The sequence below is a fragment of the Eudoraea chungangensis genome (assembly GCF_029360665.1).
Taxonomy (GTDB): domain Bacteria; phylum Bacteroidota; class Bacteroidia; order Flavobacteriales; family Flavobacteriaceae; genus Eudoraea; species Eudoraea chungangensis.
Map to the genome: position 1 here is coordinate 291,443 of NZ_JARDUB010000001.1, position 24,598 is coordinate 316,040.

The 24,598-nt window shown below is 37.1% G+C and carries 22 protein-coding genes; 9 read left to right on the plus strand and 13 right to left on the minus strand.

Annotation, left to right across the window (positions count from 1 at the left end; all coding sequences use genetic code 11):
- The first annotated feature begins 14 nt into the window (after window positions 1–14).
- From proC to argH, 6 genes are read left to right on the plus strand one after another with little or no spacing between them, the layout of a single operon-like run.
- Window positions 15–809, plus strand: a complete 795-nt coding sequence (gene proC / locus PXG98_RS01280; RefSeq protein ID WP_276388567.1) for a pyrroline-5-carboxylate reductase — start codon at window positions 15–17, stop codon at window positions 807–809.
- Between the two features lie 12 nt (window positions 810–821).
- On the plus strand, window positions 822–1,949 hold the full coding sequence (locus tag PXG98_RS01285) for an aspartate aminotransferase family protein (protein ID WP_276388569.1): 1,128 nt from the start codon (window positions 822–824) through the stop codon (window positions 1,947–1,949).
- Entirely contained in the window at window positions 1,946–2,890 is a 945-nt protein-coding gene (locus tag PXG98_RS01290; RefSeq protein WP_276388570.1) for a Rossmann-fold NAD(P)-binding domain-containing protein, read from the plus strand. The genes PXG98_RS01285 and PXG98_RS01290 overlap by 4 nt, the downstream gene beginning before the upstream one ends.
- Before the next feature lie 23 nt (window positions 2,891–2,913).
- Window positions 2,914–3,696 (plus strand): acetylglutamate kinase, encoded by a 783-nt coding sequence (gene argB / locus PXG98_RS01295; protein WP_338150217.1) that lies wholly within the window; start codon window positions 2,914–2,916, stop codon window positions 3,694–3,696.
- On the plus strand, window positions 3,693–4,763 hold the full coding sequence (locus PXG98_RS01300; protein WP_276388572.1) for a M20 family metallo-hydrolase: 1,071 nt from the start codon (window positions 3,693–3,695) through the stop codon (window positions 4,761–4,763). The genes argB and PXG98_RS01300 overlap by 4 nt, the downstream gene beginning before the upstream one ends.
- A gap of 30 nt (window positions 4,764–4,793) precedes the next feature.
- Window positions 4,794–6,077, plus strand: coding sequence for an argininosuccinate lyase (gene argH, locus PXG98_RS01305; RefSeq protein WP_276388573.1), 1,284 nt, complete (start codon window positions 4,794–4,796; stop codon window positions 6,075–6,077).
- A gap of 16 nt (window positions 6,078–6,093) precedes the next feature.
- Here argH and PXG98_RS01310 read toward each other — a convergent pair whose 3' ends face one another.
- From PXG98_RS01310 to PXG98_RS01330, 5 genes are all read right to left on the minus strand, one after another.
- A complete protein-coding gene (locus PXG98_RS01310; RefSeq protein ID WP_276388575.1) occupies window positions 6,094–6,936 on the minus strand; it encodes a pseudouridine synthase in 843 nt (280 codons plus the stop codon).
- Between the two features lie 62 nt (window positions 6,937–6,998).
- Window positions 6,999–7,949 carry a carbon-nitrogen hydrolase family protein gene (locus tag PXG98_RS01315; RefSeq protein WP_276388577.1) on the minus strand — a complete coding sequence of 317 codons (951 nt, stop codon included), beginning with the start codon at window positions 7,947–7,949 and terminating at the stop codon, window positions 6,999–7,001.
- A complete protein-coding gene (locus PXG98_RS01320; protein WP_276388579.1) occupies window positions 7,949–8,854 on the minus strand; it encodes a geranylgeranylglycerol-phosphate geranylgeranyltransferase in 906 nt (301 codons plus the stop codon). The genes PXG98_RS01315 and PXG98_RS01320 overlap by 1 nt, the downstream gene beginning before the upstream one ends.
- Before the next feature lie 10 nt (window positions 8,855–8,864).
- Window positions 8,865–9,803: a mevalonate kinase family protein gene (locus PXG98_RS01325; RefSeq protein WP_276388581.1), complete on the minus strand. Its 939-nt coding sequence runs from the start codon at window positions 9,801–9,803 to the stop codon at window positions 8,865–8,867.
- A 59-nt stretch (window positions 9,804–9,862) separates the two neighbouring features.
- Window positions 9,863–10,945 (minus strand): diphosphomevalonate decarboxylase, encoded by a 1,083-nt coding sequence (locus PXG98_RS01330; protein ID WP_276388583.1) that lies wholly within the window; start codon window positions 10,943–10,945, stop codon window positions 9,863–9,865.
- 43 nt (window positions 10,946–10,988) lie between these two features.
- Between PXG98_RS01330 and PXG98_RS01335 the strand changes: the two genes are divergently transcribed.
- On the plus strand, window positions 10,989–11,513 hold the full coding sequence (locus tag PXG98_RS01335) for a TspO/MBR family protein (protein WP_276388584.1): 525 nt from the start codon (window positions 10,989–10,991) through the stop codon (window positions 11,511–11,513).
- Here PXG98_RS01335 and PXG98_RS01340 read toward each other — a convergent pair.
- Window positions 11,510–12,052: a DUF1697 domain-containing protein gene (locus tag PXG98_RS01340; RefSeq protein WP_276388587.1), complete on the minus strand. Its 543-nt coding sequence runs from the start codon at window positions 12,050–12,052 to the stop codon at window positions 11,510–11,512. The genes PXG98_RS01335 and PXG98_RS01340 overlap by 4 nt on opposite strands.
- A gap of 105 nt (window positions 12,053–12,157) precedes the next feature.
- On the opposite strand from PXG98_RS01340, the gene glpK reads away from it, so the two are divergent.
- Together glpK and PXG98_RS01350 are read left to right on the plus strand one after the other, a co-directional pair.
- On the plus strand, window positions 12,158–13,654 hold the full coding sequence (gene glpK, locus PXG98_RS01345; RefSeq protein ID WP_276388589.1) for a glycerol kinase GlpK: 1,497 nt from the start codon (window positions 12,158–12,160) through the stop codon (window positions 13,652–13,654).
- An 11-nt stretch (window positions 13,655–13,665) separates the two neighbouring features.
- Window positions 13,666–14,397 (plus strand): MIP/aquaporin family protein, encoded by a 732-nt coding sequence (locus PXG98_RS01350; protein WP_276388591.1) that lies wholly within the window; start codon window positions 13,666–13,668, stop codon window positions 14,395–14,397.
- A 2-nt stretch (window positions 14,398–14,399) separates the two neighbouring features.
- Here the strand turns inward: PXG98_RS01350 and PXG98_RS01355 are convergent, their stop codons facing one another.
- The 7 genes from PXG98_RS01355 to PXG98_RS01385 form a co-directional block, all read right to left on the minus strand.
- Window positions 14,400–15,674: a BaiN/RdsA family NAD(P)/FAD-dependent oxidoreductase gene (locus PXG98_RS01355; protein WP_276388593.1), complete on the minus strand. Its 1,275-nt coding sequence runs from the start codon at window positions 15,672–15,674 to the stop codon at window positions 14,400–14,402.
- Window positions 15,674–16,432, minus strand: a complete 759-nt coding sequence (locus tag PXG98_RS01360; protein ID WP_276388595.1) for a glycerophosphodiester phosphodiesterase — start codon at window positions 16,430–16,432, stop codon at window positions 15,674–15,676. The genes PXG98_RS01355 and PXG98_RS01360 overlap by 1 nt, the downstream gene beginning before the upstream one ends.
- Before the next feature lie 55 nt (window positions 16,433–16,487).
- Window positions 16,488–18,284 carry an alpha-amylase family protein gene (locus PXG98_RS01365; protein ID WP_420909543.1) on the minus strand — a complete coding sequence of 599 codons (1,797 nt, stop codon included), beginning with the start codon at window positions 18,282–18,284 and terminating at the stop codon, window positions 16,488–16,490.
- A 79-nt stretch (window positions 18,285–18,363) separates the two neighbouring features.
- Window positions 18,364–20,196, minus strand: a complete 1,833-nt coding sequence (locus PXG98_RS01370) for a glycoside hydrolase family 13 protein (protein ID WP_276388599.1) — start codon at window positions 20,194–20,196, stop codon at window positions 18,364–18,366.
- Window positions 20,197–20,308: 112 nt separating this feature from the next.
- Window positions 20,309–22,621, minus strand: a complete 2,313-nt coding sequence (locus PXG98_RS01375) for a glycoside hydrolase family 65 protein (protein ID WP_276388601.1) — start codon at window positions 22,619–22,621, stop codon at window positions 20,309–20,311.
- A 23-nt stretch (window positions 22,622–22,644) separates the two neighbouring features.
- Window positions 22,645–23,319 (minus strand): beta-phosphoglucomutase, encoded by a 675-nt coding sequence (gene pgmB, locus PXG98_RS01380; protein WP_276388603.1) that lies wholly within the window; start codon window positions 23,317–23,319, stop codon window positions 22,645–22,647.
- Window positions 23,320–23,337: 18 nt separating this feature from the next.
- A complete protein-coding gene (locus tag PXG98_RS01385) occupies window positions 23,338–24,363 on the minus strand; it encodes a LacI family DNA-binding transcriptional regulator (protein ID WP_276388605.1) in 1,026 nt (341 codons plus the stop codon).
- Window positions 24,364–24,598: the final 235 nt, after the last annotated feature.

The window sequence follows — 24,598 nt, forward strand, 5'->3', positions numbered from 1 at the left end:
AAAAAAAGTACAATATGAAAATAGCGATTATTGGCGCAGGGAACTTAGGACTTTCCATAGCAAAAGGGATACTACACACAAACGGTGCTACTACGATGTATCTCACTAAACGCAATATTGAAAGCATTAAAGAGTATGAGAAATATGGAAATGTTAGCGTAACTCAGAACAATAGAGAGGCCGTTACCAATTCTGATATTTTGGTTTTTGCAGTACAACCCGGACATTTTGCGGCTATCCTTTCGGAAATAAAAGATTTACTAAATGACAATCATGTGGTAATATCTACCATTACAGGTTTTGGTATAGATAAAATAGAAAGCATTCTGGGAGAAGATAAATATATAATTAGAAGTATGCCAAATACGGCCATTTCAGTAGGAAAATCAATGACATGTATTTGTAGTAACCATGCAGGTAAAAAGAGAATAGAGCTAGCGAAAGCCATATTTAATAGAATGGGGCACTCCATGGAAATTCCTGAATCTCAAATGCAGGCAGCAACCGTAATCTGTGCAAGTGGTATTGCCTTCTGGATGCGACTCATTCGGGCTACAACCCAAGGAGCTATACAATTAGGTTTTGATGCAAATGAGGCGCAAGAGCTGGCTATGCACACCTGCGACGGCGCCGCCGGTTTATTAATTGCCTCAGGCAATCATCCAGAGGAAGAAATAGATAAAGTTACTACCCCAATGGGCTGTACTATTCAAGGATTAAATGAAATGGAGCATCAAGGTCTTAGTTCTTCTCTGATACGTGGTATTGTTGCTTCTTTTGAAAAAATAAGTGAATTTAAAACCAAGTAAAAAGTTGAATCCATGAATTTATTTGATGTTTATCCTCTATATAAGGTTACCCCCGTGGCTGCTAAAGGTTTGGTAGTAGTTGATGACAAAAACCAGAAATATTTGGATTTCTATGGAGGACACGCGGTTATCTCTATTGGCCATTCACACCCGCATTATTTAATGCGAATAACAACACAATTAGATAAGATCGGATTTTATAGCAACTCAGTACAAAATCCTATACAACAGGAGTTGGCCAAAAAACTAGGAGAGCTATCTTCATGTGAGGATTATGATCTTTTTTTATGTAATTCAGGGGCGGAAGCCAATGAAAATGCTCTAAAACTAGCCTCTTTTCATACCGGTAATTCTCGCGTAATTGCCTTTACCAATAGTTTTCATGGTAGAACTTCCGCCGCAGTCGCTGCAACAGATAACACTAAAATAAACGCCCCCATAAACAAACAACAAAAGGTCAGTTTTCTTGATTTTGAAGACATTCAAGGATTTGAGGAAGAATTAGATAAAGGCGATGTCTGTGCGGTTATTATGGAGAACATTCAGGGAGTTGGTGGTTTAGACCAGCCATCTTCCTCCTTTATTAAAAAGGTATGCGCTATTTGTAAGGAAAAAAAAGTTGTTTTTATAGCCGATGAAGTACAATCCGGATATGGTAGAAGTGGTTTGTTTTTTGCCTTTCAACACCATGGAATAGAACCTGATATAATTACAATAGCCAAGGGCATGGGTAATGGATTTCCTATTGGAGGTGTATTAATTCATCCAGTAATTAAGGCCTCTTATGGGCTTTTAGGAACTACTTTTGGAGGAAATCATTTGGCCTGTGCTGCAGGACTTGCCGTACTAGAAGTTATTGAAAAAGAGAATCTCATTGAAAATTCAAAAAAAATGGGAGACTATTTTATAAGTAAGGCCAAAGACATTCCTGAGGTAAAGGAAATTAAAGGTAAAGGACTTATGCTAGGGCTTAAGTTTGATTTTGAAATAGGAGAACTCAGAAAGAAGCTAATCTTTAATCAACACATCTTTACCGGTGGTGCCAAGGATAAATACATTCTGAGAATTCTTCCTGCATTAAATGTTTCCAAAGAACAAATAGACGTGTTTTTTAATGCCTTAAAGATTGAATTATCATGAAAAACTATCTAACCACTAAAGACATTGATTCATTGCCACAATGGCTTTCTGATGCTTTTAAGATTAAACAAAATCCTTTGGCAAATAATAAATTGGGGTTAAATAAAACCTTGGGCTTATTCTTTTTTAACAATAGTCTTAGAACTCGATTAAGTACTCAAAAAGCAGCCATTAATCTTGGTATGGATGTTATGATAATGAATTTTGGAGAAGAAGGTTGGGCCCTAGAATATAAAGACGGCAGCATTATGGATAAAGGAAGTGCTGAGCATGTCAAGGAAGCCGCTCAGGTTCTTTCGCAGTACTGTGATATTATCGGAATAAGAGCATTTGCCGGATTAAATAACAAAAAATTAGATGAAGAAGAACTAATACTAAATTCATTTAAAAAATACACCACAGTACCCGTCATTAACATGGAAAGCTCGCTAAGTCATCCATTGCAGGCATTAGCGGACGTGATTACCATAACGGAGCATAAAAAAAATGTGAGCCCTAAAATTGTCCTCTCCTGGGCACCTCATCCTAGGGCTTTACCTCATGCAGTTGCCAATAGCTTTGTAAAAATGATGCATCTAAACAAAGCTGATTTACTAATTACCCATCCTGCCGGATATGAATTAGATCATAGGATTACCATGAATACTCCAATAGAATACAATCAGGAAAAAGCCCTTGAGAATGCCGATTTTGTCTATGTAAAAAACTGGAGTAGTTATAATGATTATGGCATGGTCATGAATACTAGTCCAAACTGGATGATTACTTCAAAAAAGTTAGACCAGGCCAAGTTTATGCACTGCTTGCCAGTTAGAAGGAATGTTGTAGTAGAGGACTCCGTCTTAGACGGAAACCAATCACTGGTAATTGAACAGGCTAATAATAGGACCTATGCAGCACAGTTGGTCTTACAAAAGCTCCTAGAAGACCAACGCATTTAAAATGAAGCCATGATAAAGTTAAAATGATGAAAGAGACGCTTGTTGTAATTAAAATTGGGGGAAATATTATTGAAGATACCGTGACTCTCGAGGCTATTTTGGATTCTTTCGCCAATCTGAAAGGGCCAAAGATTTTGGTCCATGGTGGAGGTAAAAAAGCTACTGAACTAGGAAATAAGCTTGGAATCACAACCACTATGGTTAATGGGAGAAGAGTTACTACTTCAGAAAGCCTGGAATTGGCCGTAATGGTTTATGCCGGATTAGTTAACAAAAATATTGTTGCACAGCTACAGGGCAAAGGATGTGACGCCCTTGGATTATCTGGGGCCGATGCTAATGTAGTCACAGCTAAGAAAAGAAGGGTCAAGGAAATTAATTTTGGGTATGTGGGTGATGTCTCTAAGGTAAATTCCCAGGTAATTTCGAAATTTCTTTATGCCAACATTAGTCCTGTCTTTTGTGCCTTATCCCATGATGGGCATGGACAATTATTAAACACCAATGCAGATACTATTGCGGCAGAAATTGCATCATCTATGAGCAAGGATTTTGAGGTGACACTTTTTTATTGCTTTGAAAAAAAAGGGGTTTTAAAAAATATAGACGAGCCGGATTCCGTGATTAAAAATATTACTAAAGAAAGCTATAAAGAATTATTAGCCGCAAATACAATATCTGAGGGAATGCTTCCAAAAATAGACAACTGCTTCTATGCATTGTATAACAAAGTTTCTAAAGTCTGTATTGGAAATCTCCATATGATAGGAGGAAAAGAAAAACTTTTTACAACGATAAGCTTATGAAAACATCATTGTCCAAATTAACAGAAAATGCGATAGTACTGTTAAAAGAACTTATAAAGGAGTCTTCTTTTTCAGGACATGAGGACAAGACTGCAGAACTTATACAAGACTGGTTCAATTCTTATAAAATACCTTTTCAGAGAGCTAACAACAACATTTATGCTTTCAATGAGGCTTTTGATGCTTCCAAGCCAACAATCTTGCTTAATTCTCATCATGATACGGTGAAACCCAACTCCGCCTATACAAAAGACCCTTTTACTCCTATTGAGGAGGATGGAAAACTCTTTGGACTTGGAAGCAATGACGCCGGTGGTTGTCTGGTGTCTCTGATAGCTGCATTTACCTATTTCTTCCATCAAGAAAACCTGAATCACAATATAATTATTGCCGCTACTGGAGAGGAAGAGAACTCCGGGCCAAATGGCTTAAATAGTCTTTTAAAGATACTTCCACACATAGATGTAGCAATTGTTGGAGAGCCCACGCAAATGCAATTGGCAATTGCTGAAAAAGGATTAGTTATTTTTGATGGCATCGTTCATGGAACGCCATCCCATGCAGCTCATCCCAATACTAATAATGCTATTTATAATACCATTTCGGTATTAGATTGGTTTAAAAAATACACTTTCTCAAAAACCTCAGAAGTATTAGGGGATGTTAAACTTACGGTGACTCAGATAAGCGCTGGAAGCCAGCACAATGTGGTTCCGGCAAAGGTTGATTTAGTAATCGATGTCCGCGTTAACGACTGCTATACCAATAAAGAAATTTCAGACCTGTTACTAAGTGAAGCGCCGTGTGAATTAAAAGCAAGATCCTTGCGACTTAATTCCTCGTCTATTCCTAAAGATCACGCATTGGTGCAATCTGGCATTATGCTGGGAAGGTCAACCTATGGCTCTCCTACTCTATCCGATCAGGCGGCTCTTAGTTGTCCTTCTTTAAAACTTGGACCTGGCGATAGCACAAGATCACATACAGCAGACGAGTTTATTTGTATCCAGGAAATTGTGGAAGGAATAGAGTTATATATTGAAATATTAAAAGGGTTTCTCCTTTAACGTAAATAAATAGAACTTAAAAATTACCAGATGAAACTTTGGGACAAAGGCTTTAGTACCGATAAAAAAATAGACCACTTTACCGTTGGCAATGATAGAGAGCTCGATTTACTCCTTGCCAAACACGACGTGGAGGCTTCGTTAGTGCATGCCAAAATGCTCGAAAAAATAGGTATTATTACCAAAAAAGAACGGATTGTGCTAACCAAAGAATTAAAACATATCGGAACATCCGTAAGAAAAGGAGAGTTCACTATTGAAGATGAATTCGAGGATGTACATTCCAAAATAGAATTTCTTCTTACCCAGAAACTCGGTGATATTGGGAAAAAGATTCATACGGCGCGCTCCAGAAATGATCAGGTTCTGGTAGCCATGCAATTGTATATAAAAGAAGAGTTGACAGAAATAAAATCAATGATAAATGATCTTTTCGAGCTGTTGATTAAGTTGGCCAGCAGGTATCAGAACATTCTACTACCTGGTTATACCCATTTACAAATTGCAATGCCATCGTCCTTTGGACTATGGTTTTCTTCATACGCCGAAAGTTTAATAGACGATGTGTTTTTAGTAAATGCCGCCGTAAAAATAACAAACCAAAATCCATTGGGTAGTGCAGCAGGTTACGGGAGTTCTTTCCCAATAGACAGGAAATATACAACCAAACAATTGGGATTTGAAACTATGAAATACAACGTAGTGGCAGCACAAATGGGAAGAGGTAAGGTAGAAAAATCTGCTTCTTTCGCCATTTCTTCCATTGGAAGTACCATAGGCAAAATGGCAATGGATATTTGTCTTTACATGAATCAAAACTTCAATTTTATTTCTTTTCCTGATTCCCTTACTACGGGGAGCAGTATTATGCCGCATAAAAAGAATCCCGATGTTTTTGAACTAATCCGGGCTAAATGCAATAGTATACAGGCTATTCCTAATCAAATAAATCTTATTACAACAAATTTGCCAAGTGGTTACCACAGAGATTTACAAGCGGTTAAACCATTAATGATTTCTTGTATTCAGGATATAAAATCTTGCTTGGAAATGCTGCATTTTAGTTTAGAAAACATTCAGGTTAATAAGGATATACTAAGCAATCCTATGTACGACTATCTTTTTAGTGTCGACACCTTGAATGAGTTAGTGCTTTCCGGTATGCCCTTTAGAGATGCCTATAAAAAAATGGGAGAAGACATAGCCTCAAACCAATTTGTTCCCAAAAGAGATATACAGCATTCCCACGAAGGTAGTATAGGCAATCTATGCCTTGAAGAAGTTAGTGCGAAGATGAAAAATGCCCTAAAGTAATTCCGAAAATAAATAACTATTGGTTCATTCCGAGGTTAATTACTTCTTGTTTTGTAAGATGCCTCCAATGTCCACGAGGTAAATCCTTTTTGGTTAAACCTGCAAAAATAACTCTGTCTAGTTTAATGACATCGTATTCTAAGTGCTCGAAAATTCGACGAACAATTCTGTTTTTGCCACTGTGAATTTCAATTCCAACTTCCCTTTTTGGCGAACCGGTAATATAACTTACTTCGTCTACTTTAATTGGGCCATCTTCTAAATGCAGACCCTCTTTAATCTTTTTAAGATCTTCTGCTCTTAAACTCTTATTCAATTCTACATGATATATTTTACGAATACCATATTTTGGATGGGTAAGCTTTTTTGCCAAGTCTCCATCATTTGTAAAGAGTAAGAGGCCGGTAGTATTCCTATCTAAGCGACCAACAGGTACAAGTCTAGATTTAGAAGCCTTCGATACCAATTCCATTACGGTTCTTCTCCCTTTTTCATCACTGGTAGTCGTAATAAAATTCTTAGGTTTATTTAATAGAACATATTCCTTTTTTTGTGGGTTTAACAAGCGGCCGTCAAACTTTACCACATCAGATAGTTTCACCTTAAAACCCATTTCTGTGATGGTTTTACCGTTAACGGTAACATTACCGGAAGCAATATAGGTATCCGCATCCCTCCTTGAGCAAACTCCAGAATTGGCAATATAACGATTAAGTCTTATTAAATCAGGATTGGAAACCTGAGGTTTAGACTTTGGAGCAGAATACTTTTTAGGTCCTTTTTTAAAGGATTTCGTGTCCTTATAACGCTTGTCTTTAGGACTAGAATTCTTATCCTTATTGTTGTCAAATTTACCCATGGGCTATTTTTTTTGCAAAGGTAGTGAAGGCAATTGAATGTTAATCTACAACCACCGAAATATTAATCCTTGGTATTTAAAACAGATTGTCTTTCTCTATTGACGGATAAACAGGTAACATCCGGTCTGGAATAGTGTCCTGAGGGATCAAAATTCTGCCTTTCTTCGTAAATTCTGTTAAAATCGATAGTCTCGTAAAAAATATCTTCTTTTCCAATAATTGGCTCCATAAGCCATTCACCATCCGGACCGGCAACACAAGAACCTCCATTTGCCAAGACTTGTGGCATTTGCATTAATAGATGTTCTCTGAATGGAGTATCTTCCGGAAGTGCTTCCTTAGTCATTATTGAAGATACAGAAACTACATAACTCCTAGATTCGCGAGCGATAAACCTTGTAACATCCTTGGTGTTATGATCACTTCCGGGCCATACGGCTATATGTAGATTTTCCCCTAAAGCATACATACTTGAGCGGACCATTGGCATCCAATTCTCCCAACAATTTAGCCCGCCAACGGTAAAACTCTTTAGCTTATGTGTTTTTAAACCATTACCATCTCCAGGAGACCATGTAAGCCTTTCGTCATATGTGGGTTGCAATTTTCTATGCACAGATTGTATAATTCCATTGCTATCGATATAAATCAAAGAACAGTACAGACTATGACCACCTCGATCTGCAGGGCGTTCTATAGCCCCTAAATAGACTGCCAACTTAAACTCCTTGGCCAATTTACAAACAACATCTATATCTCCGGCCTCTATCTGGATAGCTGCCCTTGCATAAGCAGCGTGAAGCTTCTTGTTTATGGGTAGGTTCCACCCTGCACCATTCGTATACGCCAACCAAAAAGGATAGCCCGGTAGCAATCCCTCGCCAAATACAACTAAATCTGCGTCTTCGGCAGCAGCCTTTTCCATGGAAACACAAATTTTATCTATAGTCCCCTTTTTATCCAGCCATACCGGACTAATCTGCGCCAAGGCAATTTTTAATAAATTTTGCATTATACTATTCGATTTAAAACCAGGTCTATGTCTATCAATAAAATACTAAAAACCCCTAGAACAATAATAAATTTAAGAATATTGTGTAATCTAATATAGTCTTCTTTCCCTTTGGCCTTCCATAAGAGATATAAAAAACCAATCAAGAAAAAAATACAACTTATAAAATAAATATACATATATCCCACATCAAACTTATTTATCAATAAAAGAGCCGGGATAATGGTTAAGCCAATCAAAATGGAAATAATCATTTTAGAAAATGATACGCCATACAATATTGGGATTGTCCTGTAACCCTGAACAAGATCCCCAGCTATATTTTCCATATCCTTTATCACCTCCCTGGCAAGAATTATAAGAAATAAGAAGATTGCATGTACAAAAATTACTGGTTCAAAATTTCTATAATAGACCAGAATGGCAAAAAAAGGTACTATAATCAAGATTGCAGAGACCATATTCCCAAGAAAAGGAATCTTTTTAAAACGATGAGAATATAACCATATACCAAAAATGTAGATGGAGAAAAAAACTACCGCTCTAAAGGAAACATAGCTAGCAAAAAAAACGGCCAAAAAATTAAAAACAAAATAGGCGCTTAGTTTTGTTCGTTGATTAACTAGCCTATCTAACATAGTCTTATGAGGCCTGTTAATCAAGTCTTTCTCCGAATCATAAAAACTATTAATAATATATCCTCCGGAAATAACCAATGCAGAAGCCAAAACTAGTACAAATAAATTAGGATCAAAGATTATTTGTCTTAAAGGTAGATCGGGCGCCAAAATATAAACCGATGCCATATATTGAGCCAAGGTTATCATCAGTACATTATAACCTCTTATTATTGAAAATAAGCTCAGGCCTTTTAAAAGCAAGAGTTTATTTTTTCTACTAAGCATTTTGAATTTTCTAGAAGTTATATACAACTTCTAAGTGATGGTCTTTTAAGGCAATACGTGCTTTTTCTAGATCTTCCGTAAAACCTAAAATATAACCTCCACCACCAGAGCCACATAATTTTAAATAATAATCGTTAGTTTCAATCCCTTGCTTCCATAGCTTATGAAACTCTTTTGGTATCATAGGTTTAAAATGATCCAAAACAACATTAGATAACTGCTTTAGATTGCCAAAGAGGGATTTTACATTGCCGCTTACGAAGTCTTCCACACAGGCGTCTGTATGTTTGATAAATTGATCCTTTAGAACGTTTCGGAAACCTTCTTGTTTCATTTTTTCCATAAATATCTGGACCATAGGCGCTGTTTCCCCTATTATACCACTATCCAAAAGAAAGACTGCTCCTTTCCCATTTAAATTTTGCGAGGGAATGCTTGTAGATTCAATGTTATCCCGAGAATTAATTAATATTGGCAGACTTAAATAACTGTTTAAAGGATCTAAACCGGAAGATTTTCCATGGAAGAAAGATTCCATCTTACCAAAAATTTCTTTTAGTTTCAACAACTTTTCGCGCGTTAAATTCTCTAAGACAGTAATTTTATTAATTGCATATTTATCATAAATAGCAGCTACGAGTGCACCACTACTTCCTATCCCATAGCCTTGAGGAATAGAGCTGTCAAAATACATCCCCTTCTCAACATCTTGTTTTAGGCTATCTAATTTGAAAGAGATTAAACCTGGCTCACTACGCTGTAAATTTTCTAAATACGTATAATAGTTCCGCAAACTATCATTAGACTCCTGAGCGTTAGCAGATAGGGTGTCTTCAGACTTTAGAGCACCTTTAAAAAAATTATAAGGTATGGAAAGACCTTTGGAGTCTTTAATAATTCCATATTCTCCGAACAATAGAATTTTAGAATAAAATAAGGGTCCTTTCATTTATTACTCTCAATTACTTCTCTAATATAACGCCAATTAGTCTTATATATGTCTTTAAATCACATTTTTTTAGCGCCACTACCAACATGGTCGCAAATATAGTGTCCATTTTCGCAATACGCAACGAGTTCTTTTTCAATGAAATCCTTAATAATTTCCTTCTCTTCCTCTGGATATAACAAATGAACATTGGCTCCTGCATCTAAGGTGAAACATAGATGGCTTCCACTCTTTTGCCTATGTTCCCAAACCCTTTCAATAATTTCTAACGTATTTGGTTTCATTAAAACAAAATAAGGTAAACTACTCATCATCATCGCGTGGAGATTGAGGGCTTCACTCTCTACAATTTCTATAAATTTCTTTAAATCACCGCTTGCAAAAACCGGTTTTAATTTACTTAGATTAGCCTGTGCCTGTTCAAAGCGCTGTTTTGCATAGGGATGATCATTCATCAAATTATGTCCAACAGAACTGCTAACAGTTTTAACCCCTTTGTGGACCAAGAGAATGGTGTCTTGGTAGTTTTTAAAAACCTTGTGTACCTCAAAAGGGTATTCAATACCATACAAATTAGAACTATTTGGGATAGACTTTTGAATTCCCCATTCTACGAGGCTCCCTTTTATACTTCTGCAAGCACTACCAGAACCTAAACGAGCGAGGAAAGAAGCTTTTCGATAGAAAAATTCATCTGTCATAGATTTATTAAACCGTCTTTCCATTTCCATTAGACATAAAGCCAATGCGGCCATGCCACTAGCTGATGAAGCAATTCCACTACTGTGAGGGAATGTATTGGAAGTATTTATTTCAAAATTATAATCCCGCACAAAAGGCAAATAAGGTTCAATTCTTAAAAAAAAAGTTTCAACTTTTGGAAGGAAAGAATCCTTTAGCTCTCCTTCAAAAAAAACCTTGATTCTTAAGTCTTTATCCGCTTTACTTTTTTTAATATATGTGAGAGTAGTCTCTGATTTACAGTTATTTAGAGTAAAACTGACAGAGGCATTTGCTGGTATTTGTGAAGGGTACTTACCCCAGTATTTTACGAGAGCAATATTACTGGGAGCACTCCACTGAGTTTTTCCCGCATCGGCTGAAAAAGCATACGACGGTAAGACAAAGTCAGATTCGGTCATATTTCTAATAATTTCTGCAAAGATAGTTTTTACCTACTTTGCCATGGCCTCTATTAAAATAAATTACTATTTTAGACAACTTCAGCACAGACTATTGAAAAAAACACTAACATATATAGCCATCTCTGTAACCATTTGTTTGGCTATTGGTTTTTTATCCGGATTTGCAACACAGTCCTCCGTAAATGATTGGTACCTGGAGTTAAACAAACCTAGCTTCACCCCTCCTAATTGGCTCTTTGGACCAGTCTGGACAATATTATATGTTTTGATGGGAGTTGCAGCCGGACTAGTTTGGGCCAAAGGATTCTATCATGTATGGGTTAAAACGGCACTCTATAATTTTGGCTTTCAATTATTAGTTAATGCCCTTTGGAGTATTGTTTTTTTCGGATTAAAAAACCCCTTTATTGCCTTGTTAATAATCTTGGTATTATTGGCTTTGATTTTGTTAACTATAAAATGGTTTAATGTAGTAAGTAAAACGGCCGCCTATTTATTAATCCCTTACTTTATCTGGGTCTGTTTTGCCACTATTCTCAATTATAAAATTTGGGAATTAAATTAAACTTTTAACAGTTCATAGAGCTTCATCATAGTTCTTTGGTTTCTTGCGGTAGCCGAAACATCCAGTATTTTTTCAATTCTGCTCGTATTAAATTTAGCTTTGCCCATGCCTTTAAAACACTCTAAATAAACATAGTTCTTATACAGTTTAAATCTTTCGAATTCGTAGGCAGATTGCTCTAATTGAGACTTTTTTTCTGGTATTACCTCTTCTTTTAAAAAAATGTAGTAAATCTTACTTTGGGATTCTTGAAGCCCGTCCTGAAATGGGGTAGTGTTAATGGCCTTTTTAACTTCTTCTTCATTAAGAACCAAAATTGGAACAGCATATCCAAAATATTTTTGAAACTCCTTTTCAAGTATTCCCTCTAATTCCTTATGGTTTTTCTTCTTAGAACTAAAAACAATATTTCCACTTTGAATATATGTCTGTACCTCTGTAAAATTTAACGCTACGAAAAATTCTCGCAGCGCCTGCATACGAATGAGGTTATGACCGCTCACATTAATCCCTCTCAACAAAGCTAAATACTTAGGCATATTATTTATGAATACTTTCCTAAAGTAAGAAATTATGAAGTATTAAATAAATAAAGTACATTTAGTAACTTTCTAAAAACTAAAAAATCCAAGTACTATTTTGCTATGGAAACCTTTATTCTAGCCTTAGATCAAGGAACTACTAGTTGTCGCGCTGTTATTTTTGACAAGAGTGGTAATATTATTTCATCTGCCCAAAAAGAATTTACGCAATTCTTTCCCAAACCTGGATGGGTAGAGCACGATGCCACTGAGATATGGACAACTCAACTAACAATGGCTACTGAGGCCGTTGTAAAAAAAAGTCTATCCTCAGAAAATATTGCCGGTATTGGTATTACTAATCAGAGAGAAACGGTGGTGGTATGGGATAGGTTTACAGGAAAACCAATTTATAACGCCATTGTTTGGCAAGATAAAAGAACCGCAGACTTTTGTGATGAGCTTAAAAATAAAGGGAAATCTGAATGGATTAGACAAAAAACCGGACTTGTAATTGATGCCTATTTTTCAGGAACAAAAGTAAAATGGATTTTAGACAATGTAGAAGGAGCACGGGCGAAAGCAAATGCCGGAGATTTGGTGATGGGAACAATAGATTCTTGGTTGATTTGGAATATGACCAAAGGAGATTTACATATAACCGATGTTACCAATGCCTGCAGAACCCTGCTTTTTAACATAAACACTTTGGATTGGGATGAAGAATTGCTAGATCTTTTTACGATTCCGAAATCGATGCTACCTCAGGTTAAACAGTCTAGTGAAATATATGGACATACTCATAATAGTCTTTTTGCAGCGAAAATTCCAATTGCCGGGATTGCCGGAGATCAACAAGCTGCACTTTTCGGGCAAATGTGTACTAGGGCAGGTATGGTTAAAAACACCTATGGAACTGGCTGTTTTATGCTAATGAACATTGGAGATCGACCAATTGTTTCGAAGAATAACTTGCTTACTTCCATTGCCTGGCAGATTAATGGCAAGACCGAATATGCCCTGGAGGGTAGCATTTTTATTGCGGGAGCAGTAGTTCAATGGCTGAGAGACGGCCTGAAAATTATTAACTCTTCAGACGAAGTTGAAAAACTGGCTTCTATGGTAGAGGATTCCGATGGGGTCTATTTTGTACCTGCATTTGCGGGCCTTGGAGCGCCACATTGGAATCAACACGCTCAGGGGACAATGTTTGGTCTTACCAGAGGAAGTACCGATGCTCATATTGCCAGAGCTGCATTAGATGCCATTGCATTCCAAACCATGGATATTTTAAAAGCTATGGAAGCAGATTCTGGAATTTCCATTAAAGAACTGCGGGTTGATGGCGGTGCAACAGTGAACAACCTCCTCATGCAATTTCAGGCCGACGTTTTAAATACCACAACAGTAAAACCAAAAATTGTAGAGACTACGGTAATGGGTGCAGCTTTTTTAGCCGGATTAGCCATAGGCTACTGGCAAGACCTTGAAGAAATCCAGGATATTTGGGAAACAGATGTCAGCTATATCCCCAAACAAGATAGAACTGAAATAAAATCTCAGATTAAGGGCTGGTATAGGGCTATTGATGCCTTAGAACACTGGTCAAAATCTGACTAATTTAGAGAACAATGACAGCATTTAATGCAGAAATTATAGGCACATTTTTATTGATATTACTCGGCTGCGGCGTTAACGCAAATGTCTCTTTAAAGCAAACCTACGCAAGTGGAAGTAGCTGGATGGTTATTTCCACTGGCTGGGCTTTTGCTGTCTTTGTTGGTGTTGTAGTTGCCGCACCGGCAAGTGGAGCGCATTTGAATCCGGCTGTTACTGTTGGCTTAGCATCGGCAGGTGTTTTTTCATGGCAATTAGTTCCAAGCTATATTTTGGCCCAATTAATAGGTGCTTGCATGGGGGCTTTTGCCGTGTGGATGGTATATAAAGAACATTTTAAAATTACGATGGAAAAGGAATCTATTTTTGGTGTTTTTGCTACGAGTCCTGCCATAAACAAGCCTTTGTCTAATTTAATGGGGGAGTTTTTTGGGGCCTTTGTTCTGGTATACGCTGTTCTATTCTTCACCGATGCTTCTATCCTAGAATCGGATTCAAAAATTGGTCTTGGCTCCTTGGGTGCTCTTCCGGTAGCCCTGGTAGTATGGGGTATAGGTCTGTCTCTAGGAGGTGTTACGGGCTATGCCATCAATCCGGCACGAGATCTTGGCCCAAGAATTATTCATGCCATCCTTCCAATACCAAATAAAGGTTCTAGCAATTGGTCTTACGCATGGATTCCTATAACAGGCCCGCTATTGGGAGGAGTTTTTGCCGCTGTATTGTTTTTGATTTTTCCTGCCTAAGCTTAGTTTAGGTAGGTATTGGCTATTGCTTTGGCAGCAATATACCCCCCTGTCCAAGCGTTTTGAAAATTAAATCCTCCAGTAATAGCATCTATATTTAGCACTTCTCCGGCAAAGTAAAGAGAGGGGTGTATCTTACTTTCAAAGTTTTTAAAGTCTACCTCCTTTAGCTCTACGCCACCTGCCGTTACGAATTCTTCTTTAAAAGTACTTTTTCCATTAACGCTAAATTCTGTTGCCGATAGCTGTTTAGAAAGCTTCTCTAATTTAAGCTTGGAAATTTCTGCCCACTTTTCTTCTGAACTAAGACCAGCACTTTTAACTAATTTCATCCACAATCTAGATGGGAGACCAAAGGCTTTTGTTTTATAAATCGTCTTTTTGGATTCTCTGGTGCGGAGATCGTTGAGGCTAACATACAATTCATTTATACTTAGATCTGGCAACCAGTTAACTACTATTTTAAATTTATAATCGCATTCGTTTAATTCTCTTGCAGCCCATGCTGATAATTTAAGAATGGCCGGGCCACTTAAGCCCCAATGCGTAATCAAGAGAGGTCCCGAAGAAATAAAACTATTGCCTCTGCTCTTTTGCCTACTGCCTTTAAAAAAATTTATCTGTAATTTCACTTCTGCGATAGTGCTTAGTCCTGGGATGTCCTCAATTAACTTATCTTTAATATTAAAAGTAAACAAAGACGGAACAGGTGGCACTATAGTATGTCCCAAGCTCTCTATAGTCTTCCAAGTTTTTGGGCTACTTCCCGTACAAACCACCAAGTTACTACAGTAAAAATCTCCCTTATTCGTTTCTAAGGTCCATCCAGGATCTATTTTATCTTCCCCCTTGTAATTATTTACAATTTCAACTACTGTTGTCTCTTTGAAAAGAAGTATGCCTTTAGACTTAACTTCCTTTTCAAAACAATCAATTATGGTTTGGGAAGAGTTTGAAACTGGAAATATTCTACCATCATCTTCTGTTTTTAAAGAAACATTCCGACGCTCAAAAAAATCAATGGTGTTGTTCGTAGAAAAGTTATAGAAAGGTCCGAGAAGTTCTTTTTTACCCCGTGGATAATGTTTAACCAATAAGGAAGGTTCATAAGCCGCATGGGCGACATTGCATCTACCCCCTCCTGATACTTTTACTTTGGCGAGGGTCTTACTGCTTTTTTCTAAGATCGCAATTTTTAGACTTGGATTAAACTCCCCAATATTTATGGCGCAAAAATATCCAGCTGCACCACCACCAACAACTATAACATCGTACATTATTTTGCTCTTTCCGGAAAATTTGTAAATATGCCATCTACACCAAAGCTCCGCATTTTTTCAATTTCCTCTGGTTCATTTACGGTATAGGTATACACCTTAAATCCAAGCTCCTGAATATTTTTAACCATTCTTTTTTTCAAGGTTTTATAGTATGGGTTTATGGCTATTGCACTTAGGGCTTTTGCCGTGGAAACGGCATCCAAAGGATTTTTATCTGTAAGTACTGCTATCGCAATATGGGCATTGGCCTGACGCATTAATTGAAGCTCTTCCCAATTAAAACTAGAAATTACAAAGTCATCTAATTTCCAGCCATATTCCTCCATATACTTTTCCAGAATTGCACTAACCTTATTGGCTGTATTAGCTCCTTTTAATTCAATGTTTAATCTTACTTTATGATTTACAAGGTCTAACACCTCGGTCAAAAGTGGAATTTTATGATTCCCTTCCAGGGTAAGTGACTTAACCCCCTCCAGATTTAAACTCTCCAAACTTCCCTTACTGTCTGTAAGTCTATCTATTCTATCGTCATGAAAAACCACAATTTCTCCACTGGCAATTTGGAAAACATCAATTTCTATCATATCTACTTGCATATCCAAAGCCTTTTGAATAGAAGCGAGACTGTTTTCTGTCTCGTGACCCATAGCCCCTCTATGTCCTATAATCAGCATACTATCTTGCATTGAAACAGTTAAAATTCCTAATCCATAGAAAAAACCCCATAGTATTAGTTTATCAAATAAAATCATGTTCTCAATATATTATTTATAAAACGATCTGGATTTGTCCTGCGAACATAAGTTCTCATAATTTAAAAATGTATGAGTCTAAAGGAGAAACCTTCACAGCAATATAACCTTTTCCATCACGCACATCAAGTAAGTAATCTGAATCTGATGTAAAGACTTCTTTTAGTCTGTGTTGACCATCCCTTAAGTCCCATGTGCTAATTATGGATTCCGGTATCTTTAAAGTAAAGGAATAGGTAAGGCTATCATCAAAATTGGAAAGAACTATAATTCTCTCCTTTGCACTCCATCTTACAAAGGATAGAAGTTTGTGATTATACTCTTCCGTTTGCTCTCTGTTGTAGTAATGAATGTCGGCATATTGCCCCATTAAAGCCTCGCTTGTAATAGTGAAAGTTAATAGTCTCTTGTAAAAACTTCGCAAGGATTTCTCTTCTTCTGTAAGTTGGCCTCCGTCGAACTTCTTATTATTTACCCATTTCTGGTGGCTTGGCACACCCACATAGTCAAAGATAGAAGTCCTTGTAGCACCGCCAAAACCAGGGTTTTCACTGGCTGGCTCGCCAACCTCCTGACCGAAATAAATCATTGTTGGAGAAGTACTAATTGTCGCAGAAACCACCATAGCCGGTTTCCCTTTCTTCGCATTCCCGGCGAAATCAGGACTGGCAATACGCTGTTCATCATGGTTCTCGAGGAAGTGTAGCATATGATGCTCAATGTCCATTAAACCTTTTTGAACGATAGGCATATGATCTGTCCAACCATGGCCCTGCATAATATGTTTAAGACTATCGTAAAATTCTACCTTGTCGTATAGATAATCCATTTTCCCTTTATGGATGTATTCTCTATAAAGGCTGGGGTTGTAAACTTCTGCCAAGAGTATCGCGTCGGGTTTCTGCATTTTTATATGCGAATTTAAATAGCTCCAGAACTCTACAGGGACCATTTCTGCCATATCAAACCTAAAGCCATCTACCCCTAAGGCAAGCCAATACAAGGCAATATCTCTAAATTTTATCCAAGATGAGGGGACGCTCTTACCTTTCCAATAGTCGTAATGTTTATCAATATCCTCTTCGGCAAATCCGTCTGGAAGCTGGTCAAAATCATAACTTCCATCCGGACGAACTCCATAGTTTATTTTTACTGTTTCATACCAGTCATTAAAATGGGGGTGTGCCTTTCTAGAGCCATTCCCAGTCCATTTGGCAGGGTTCTCTTGAAACTTCCCATCTGCCAAAGGGTGTTCTCCACCTCCCAGTGGAAGATATCCATCTTGCCAGTCTGGCACCTGAAATGCCTGATTTGGAATATAATAGTAATTGTTATCCCTTGAATACTCCAAACTACTATCATCATTTAGCCCAAAGGATTCCGCTCCGGAAGGAGTTGACAGGCCTTCATATTTTCGTGCCACATGATTTGGGACTATATCGATAATTACTTTTAAGTTGGCCGCATGAGTTCTATCTATTAAGGCCACAAACTCTTCAAGTCTTTTAAACGGATCGTCCGCCAAATCAGGATTCACGTTATAATAGTCTTTTACGGCATACGGAGAACCCGCCCTGCCTTTTACAACATCGGGATCGTCATTACTTATACCGTATTTTGTATAATCTGTAACTAAGGCATGATGCGGTATTCCAGTGTACCATATATGGGTAACCCCCAAATCTCTAATTTCGGAAAGTGCCACCTCGGTAAAATCAGAAAATTTCCCAACGCCGTTTTCTTCTATTGTGCCCCATGGTTTATTGGTTGTATTGGTATTGCCAAATAAGCGGGTAAATACCTGATATATTACTTTTTTATGTTCTTTTTTGTGTTCTTTCATAGTAATCATATTTGTCTTTGCCTTTTCCGGCCGACAAGTTTGCAGGAATAGTATGCCGATTAATATCATTCCAATCGCTTTCTGCATCCTAATTCTTCTTGCTGTATAAAATTAAACATCCTTTTGTTTCAATTCGCATACTGTTCTCCAAAATGATTTCTTTATTTTTCTGAAGATCAACGAAGGTCTTTCCGGCAAGTTTTATCTCGCTAAATCGACCCAAGTCTAAGTCGATGGCTTTTTCATTTTTATTTAATACTAACATTACTACTTCGTTTTCATCTACTCTAAAAAGAACATATATACCATTTTCTGGGGAAAAATGAACCGTTTCACCCCGATGAATTGCCGTGCTATTTCCTCTGAAAACCAATAATTTTTTAAGAAATGCCTGTATATCTTTCTGTTCAGCTGAAAGGCCCTTTCCAGAAAATGCGTTTATGGCATCTTCCTTCCAACCCCCAGGAAAATCAGTGCGTATTAACCCATGGTCTCCGGGTTTGTTGCGATTTTCAAGCAGCACTTCTGTTCCATAATAAATTTGTGGAATACGAGGTGCTATTAATATAAAAGACAAAGCCATTTTAAGCTTAGACAAATCTTCCTCTAATTGGGTATAAATTCTATCCATATCATGATTGTCCCCAAATAGCATCATAGAAAACGGATCGTAATATGCAAAATCATTTGCCAGGCCTTCATACAATTTAATTAAACCAGAATTCCAAGCCTCCTCTTCTTTAAGACTGGCAATTAATTGTTTTTGTAAAGGGAAGTCCATAGTTGTTTTAAGGCCAGACTGATAACCGTCGTGATTTACACTTCCGTCTTGCCAATAAGCAACCAATAAGGGATTATAGCTCCATTCCTCCCCCACTATATTAAAATTGGGATATTCCTCCATGATAGAATGGGCCCATTTCGACATAAAATCTTTTTCCGGATAAGGATAGGTGTCTTGCCTGATTCCTCCCAAATGCAGGCTTTCAATCCACCACAGACTATTTTGAATTAGGTAGTTTGCCAAATGAGGATTATTCTGATTTAAATCGGGCATTGAAGGCACAAACCATCCGTCATTCATCAAATCTCTATCGGCCTTTGAGGCATATATATCCTGGTTAATTGTTCTTCTGTGGTTCGTTACCGGAACCTGTTTACCTGCCTCAAAATCGTTCTGAAAATTCACCCAGTCCTTAAACGGCAAATCTTGCATCCACCAATGATCCAAGCCACAATGATTTACAACCTGATCCATGATAAGTTTCATGCCTCTGCTTCTGGTCTCTTTGGCAAGAAGAATATAGTCTTTTAGACTTCCGAATCGCGGATCAACTTTATAAAAATCCGTTATAGCATAGCCGTGATATGATTGCTCTTTCATATCATTGATCAATAAAGGTGTAGGCCAGATTGCCGTAAAACCCATCTCCTTTATGTACTCTAGATGCTGTCTCATACCTTCAATATCCCCACCATGTCTTGCGTAGTTATTTTTTCGGTCTACCCCGGTTTCCCTAAGACCTTCAATACTATCAATGGCAGAATTTCCATTGGCAAAACGATCTGGAGTAATTAAATAAATAACATCAGAACTATTAAAGCCGATAAAATTGTTGGAAGAATCTACTCTTTCTAATAAAGGATATGCTTTTTTAAAACTAGAGCCTCCTTTTACCGCAGAGAATTCTATATCGAAATCTCCAGCCTTGGCTTCTGAGTTTATTTCTATTTCTAGAAAAAGATAATTAGGACTATCACCCTTATCAAAGTGTTTAAGTTGAACCCCCGGATAATTAATAGTGGGGACATAAGTGCCTATGTCTTTTCCATAGACCATAAGTTCAATAGAAGAGTGTTTCATGCCTACCCACCAATTGGGCGGTTCAATCTTTTCAATCTGTGAAAATGAAAACTTCATTATTAAAAACAAGAAAACAAATAGCCTGCCTTTAGCCATTTTGCAAGCGCGATTTTTCCTTATACGAAGACCAAATTTCATAGATTATGGCATTCTTATAGGATTAAACTAACTAGTTCTTAATTATCGTCTCGTCTGAAGGTTTAAGCAATACCCTTTTTCCCTTAACTCTAATGGTCATATCCGAAGTTCCCTGATATTCAAAACGACTTTCCTTGGCAGAGATGCTAATCTTGATAATTCTATTTCTAAAATTTACTTTAAAAGAATAAGACTTCCACTGGTTTGGAATTCTCGGGTTAAATGAAAGCTTGTCATCTCTCATTCGCATTCCTCCAAATCCTTCAACAATACTCATCCATGTACCGGCCATAGAAGTTATGTGCAGTCCCTCTTCCACCTCTTTATTATAATCATCGAGGTCTAGTCTAGAAGTACGTAAATAGAAACGATACGCCTGTTCCATTCTTCCTAGTTTAGCCGCTTGTATACTGTGAACACAGGGAGACAAAGAGGATTCGTGTACCGTAAAAGGCTCATAGAAGTCAAAATGTTTCTCTAAGTCCTCTAGGCTAAACTGTTCTTCAAACAAATAAAAACCCTGCAAAGTATCCGCCTGTTTAATATAAGGAGAACGCAATATTCTATCCCAACTCCACTTCTGATTGATAGGTCGTTGTTTGGGATCTAAATCCTCCACGGTAATTAACTCTTTATCCAGGAATCCATCCTGTTGTAAGAAAATACCCAGCTCTTCTGAATATGGAAAATAAAGGTTACTGGCAACTTCCTGCCAGGCCTCCGTTTCGGACTTGCTTAGTGAGGTATGGCCTATTATTCTTTCATAATCTTCTCTATAGCCTTCTTTAACCTTTTCTAGCTGTTCTAAAGCAAAATTTAGGCACCATTTAGCCAAATAATTTGTATACCAATTGTTATTAACATTATTCTCGTACTCATTAGGCCCTGTAACGCCTAGTATCACGTACTGCCCCTTTGCTTTGGAAAAGGTTGCCCGTTGCTCCCAAAACCTCGCAATACCAATTAATACTTCTAGACCCATTTCTGGGATATACGTATAATCGCCTGTATATCTGTAATAGTTGTAAATAGCGAAAGCAATAGCCCCATTTCTATGAATTTCCTCGAAGGTAATTTCCCACTCGTTATGACATTCCTCTCCGTTCATTGTAACCATTGGGTAAAGAGCAGCACCATTTTCAAACCCTAATTTTTCGGCATTCTCAATGGCTTTTTCCAAATGATTATATCTGTATTGTAACAGATTCCTAGCAACCGTTTGATCCTTTGTAGCCATATAAAAAGGAATACAATACGCCTCAGTATCCCAATAGGTACTACCTCCATATTTCTCGCCCGTAAATCCTTTTGGACCAATATTTAAAGTAGAATCTGTTCCTAAATAGGTTTGGTTTAAATGAAAAATATTGAAACGAATACCTTGCTGCGCTTTAACATCCCCTTCAATTTGTATATCACTCATTTCCCAAATCTCGTTCCAGGCTTTCTTTTGAGTTTCAAGAAGTTTATCAAATCCAATCGCACTTACTTCTTTAAGGATACTTTTGGCTACTTTAGATAAATCGGCTCCCTTATGATTTCTGGAAACACAATAGCCCCCATATTTAATTAAAGATACGGTCTCACCGGCTGGAACCGTTTGCGAATAAGTTTGCCCTACACTAAGTTCCTTTACCTCTTCTTTCGTTGGGATGTTTATATTTTCATTTTGAAATACCAGCTCTGACTGCATAAAAGTACATACTTTAAAAATTGTCTTTAAAGTATGTGCCTCAATAAACGCCTGGTTATTGTTTGAGCGTACATTAGTCACTTCCCAAAACTTATCGTCCCAATTACTATCTTCATTAGTAATGCCATTATCTAAATAAGGGGTGAAAACAATGTCAGCTTCAACATCAATTGGACTAACAGTATATTTTATCGCGCCAATCTCATCATGATTTAAAGAGAGAAATCGCAATGAACTAACGGCAACTGACATTCCATTTTGCAGAGTGGCGGTAAAGCTCCTTTTATACCATCCCTCTTTCATATTTAATTCTCTCCTAAAATCATTTACTGCTTTGCAATTATTTAAATCTAAAGTTTCACCATTAATAGTTACTCCGATACCTATCCAACTTGGTGCATTAAGTACCTTGGCAAAATATTCCGGATAACCATTCTTCCACCATCCAACCCTTGTTTTATCCGGATAATATACCCCTGCGATATAGCTTCCCTGAAAAGTAGGTCCACTGTAGTCCTCTTCAAAATTAGCTCTTTGCCCCATGGCCCCATTTCCGATACTAAATAAACTCTCTGAAGATTTTACGTTATCTGTATCAAAGCCCTCTTCAATAATGGACCATTCGTTTGGTGTTATGTATTCTTTATTCATAATCTCTATTTAGGTGTACGTAACTACTTTATTCTTTCCTCTAAGGTATCCACTAGTTTGTCTAAAAACTCTATATCCATTTCAGTAAAGTCCTCAAAACTATAGGCAGCCTGCGATAATACTTCGGAGTTTCCTATGCCAATACTCAGCATTTTCGCAGAATTGGCGGCTTCTATCCCAGCGACAGCATCTTCGAAAACCACACAATGACTTGGATTTACGCCTAATTCTTCAGCTGCAATTAAAAATACTTCTGGATCAGGTTTGGCTTTAGTAACCGCATTGCCGTCTACAACTGCCTTAAAATAAGGCAATAATGACACTTTCTCCAAAATAGGAATCGCATTTTTACTCGCAGAACCTAAAGCCATGGGAATATCCCGTTCTTTTAAATACTCCAGTACTCTTTGGACATTTGGAAGTATTTCTGTCTCATCCATTTTACTAATATAGCGCAGATAGTCTTCGTTTTTCTCTTGCAACCAAGATTCAAACTGCTCATCGGATACCGTAATACCTCCCATTTCGAGTAAGATTTCCAAACATCTTCTTCTACTTACTCCCTTAAATTTTTCGTTGTCCTCCTCCGTAAATTCGATTCCTAATTCTTCTGCCAAGTTCTTCCAAGCCAAGTAGTGATATTTAGCGGTATCAACTATTACCCCATCCAAATCGAATATAAATCCGGTTTTATTCATTTATAAATATCTTTGAAATTAATTATTGGTAGTTTCCCTTTCAATTAATGTAGACTCAAGCACTTCCGTTCTAAAAATTTCTTCTTCCACAAGGTTTTCATTTTCAATTTTATCGATTAACATTTTGGCAGCTACAGCTCCCATTTTCTCTCCATGCTGTGCCACTGAGGTCAGCGCAGGGTTTGCTAATCTGGATAGTATACCATCGGTAAAACCAATAAATGCAACATCTTCAGGAATACTTAATCCATTTTTCTGAGCTAAACGCATGCAACGTACTGCAAAAATTTCATTCACGCAAAGTACGGCATCCATCTTTTGTGTCCTAAAAAAGTTTTCACTAATGGATTCATCTTCATACTGAAAAGGAAGTCTAAGAACCAAATTTTTATCAAGTGGTAAATTATAATCTTTCAATGCTCTGTAATAACCTTGGGCCCTTTTTTCACTTACATTCAAATAGGTTTCAGTGGTAACCAATGCAATATTCTTTCTACCATCTTTTATTAACTTCTCAACTGCCATATAGGCCGCCTCAAAATCATTTATAACAACTTTATCACATATTACGTCATCGGTCACCCTATCGAAAAGCACTAAAGGCATTCCTTGATCAATAACCTCCTTTATATGATGGTAGTCATTCTTTAGCTGGGTTTCTGCAGAAAGTGCCATTATAAAACCGTCAATACTCCCATTGGCTAACATTTCCATGTTAATTACCTCCTTATCAAAAGACTCATCCGAAACACAGGCGATAACATTATATCCCTTTGTATCTGCGTACTGCTCAATTCCCCTAAATACAGTGGTGAAAAAGTGATGGACAATGTCGGGAATTATGACACCAATATTCTTGGTTCGCTTATTTTTTAAGCTCAGCGCAATGTTATTTGGTTTATAATTATAAAACTTAGCAAATGCCTTTATCCTTTCCTTGGTTTCAACACTAATTTCATCGCTATTTTTAAGCGATTTTGAAACCGTTGAAATTGAGACATCCAATTCTCTTGCTATTTGTTTTAGTGTAATTTTCTTTTTCAAAATGCTAAGTTGGGTTTTCTAAAAGGTTAAGATAGGGAATAATAACTCAAATTATATTTCACCTAAATTTAACATTACTGCCTAATTTAAAGTATCTGTGTCTTATCACAAATTATTCTCGTAAACAAAAAAAAACTATCTTTGTTTCGAAATTAATAAAGAATATACCTTTAAAATAGTAATAACATAATTTTGCCAATTGTGTTTTGTTAGTCCAATAATTTACAAAAGTTAT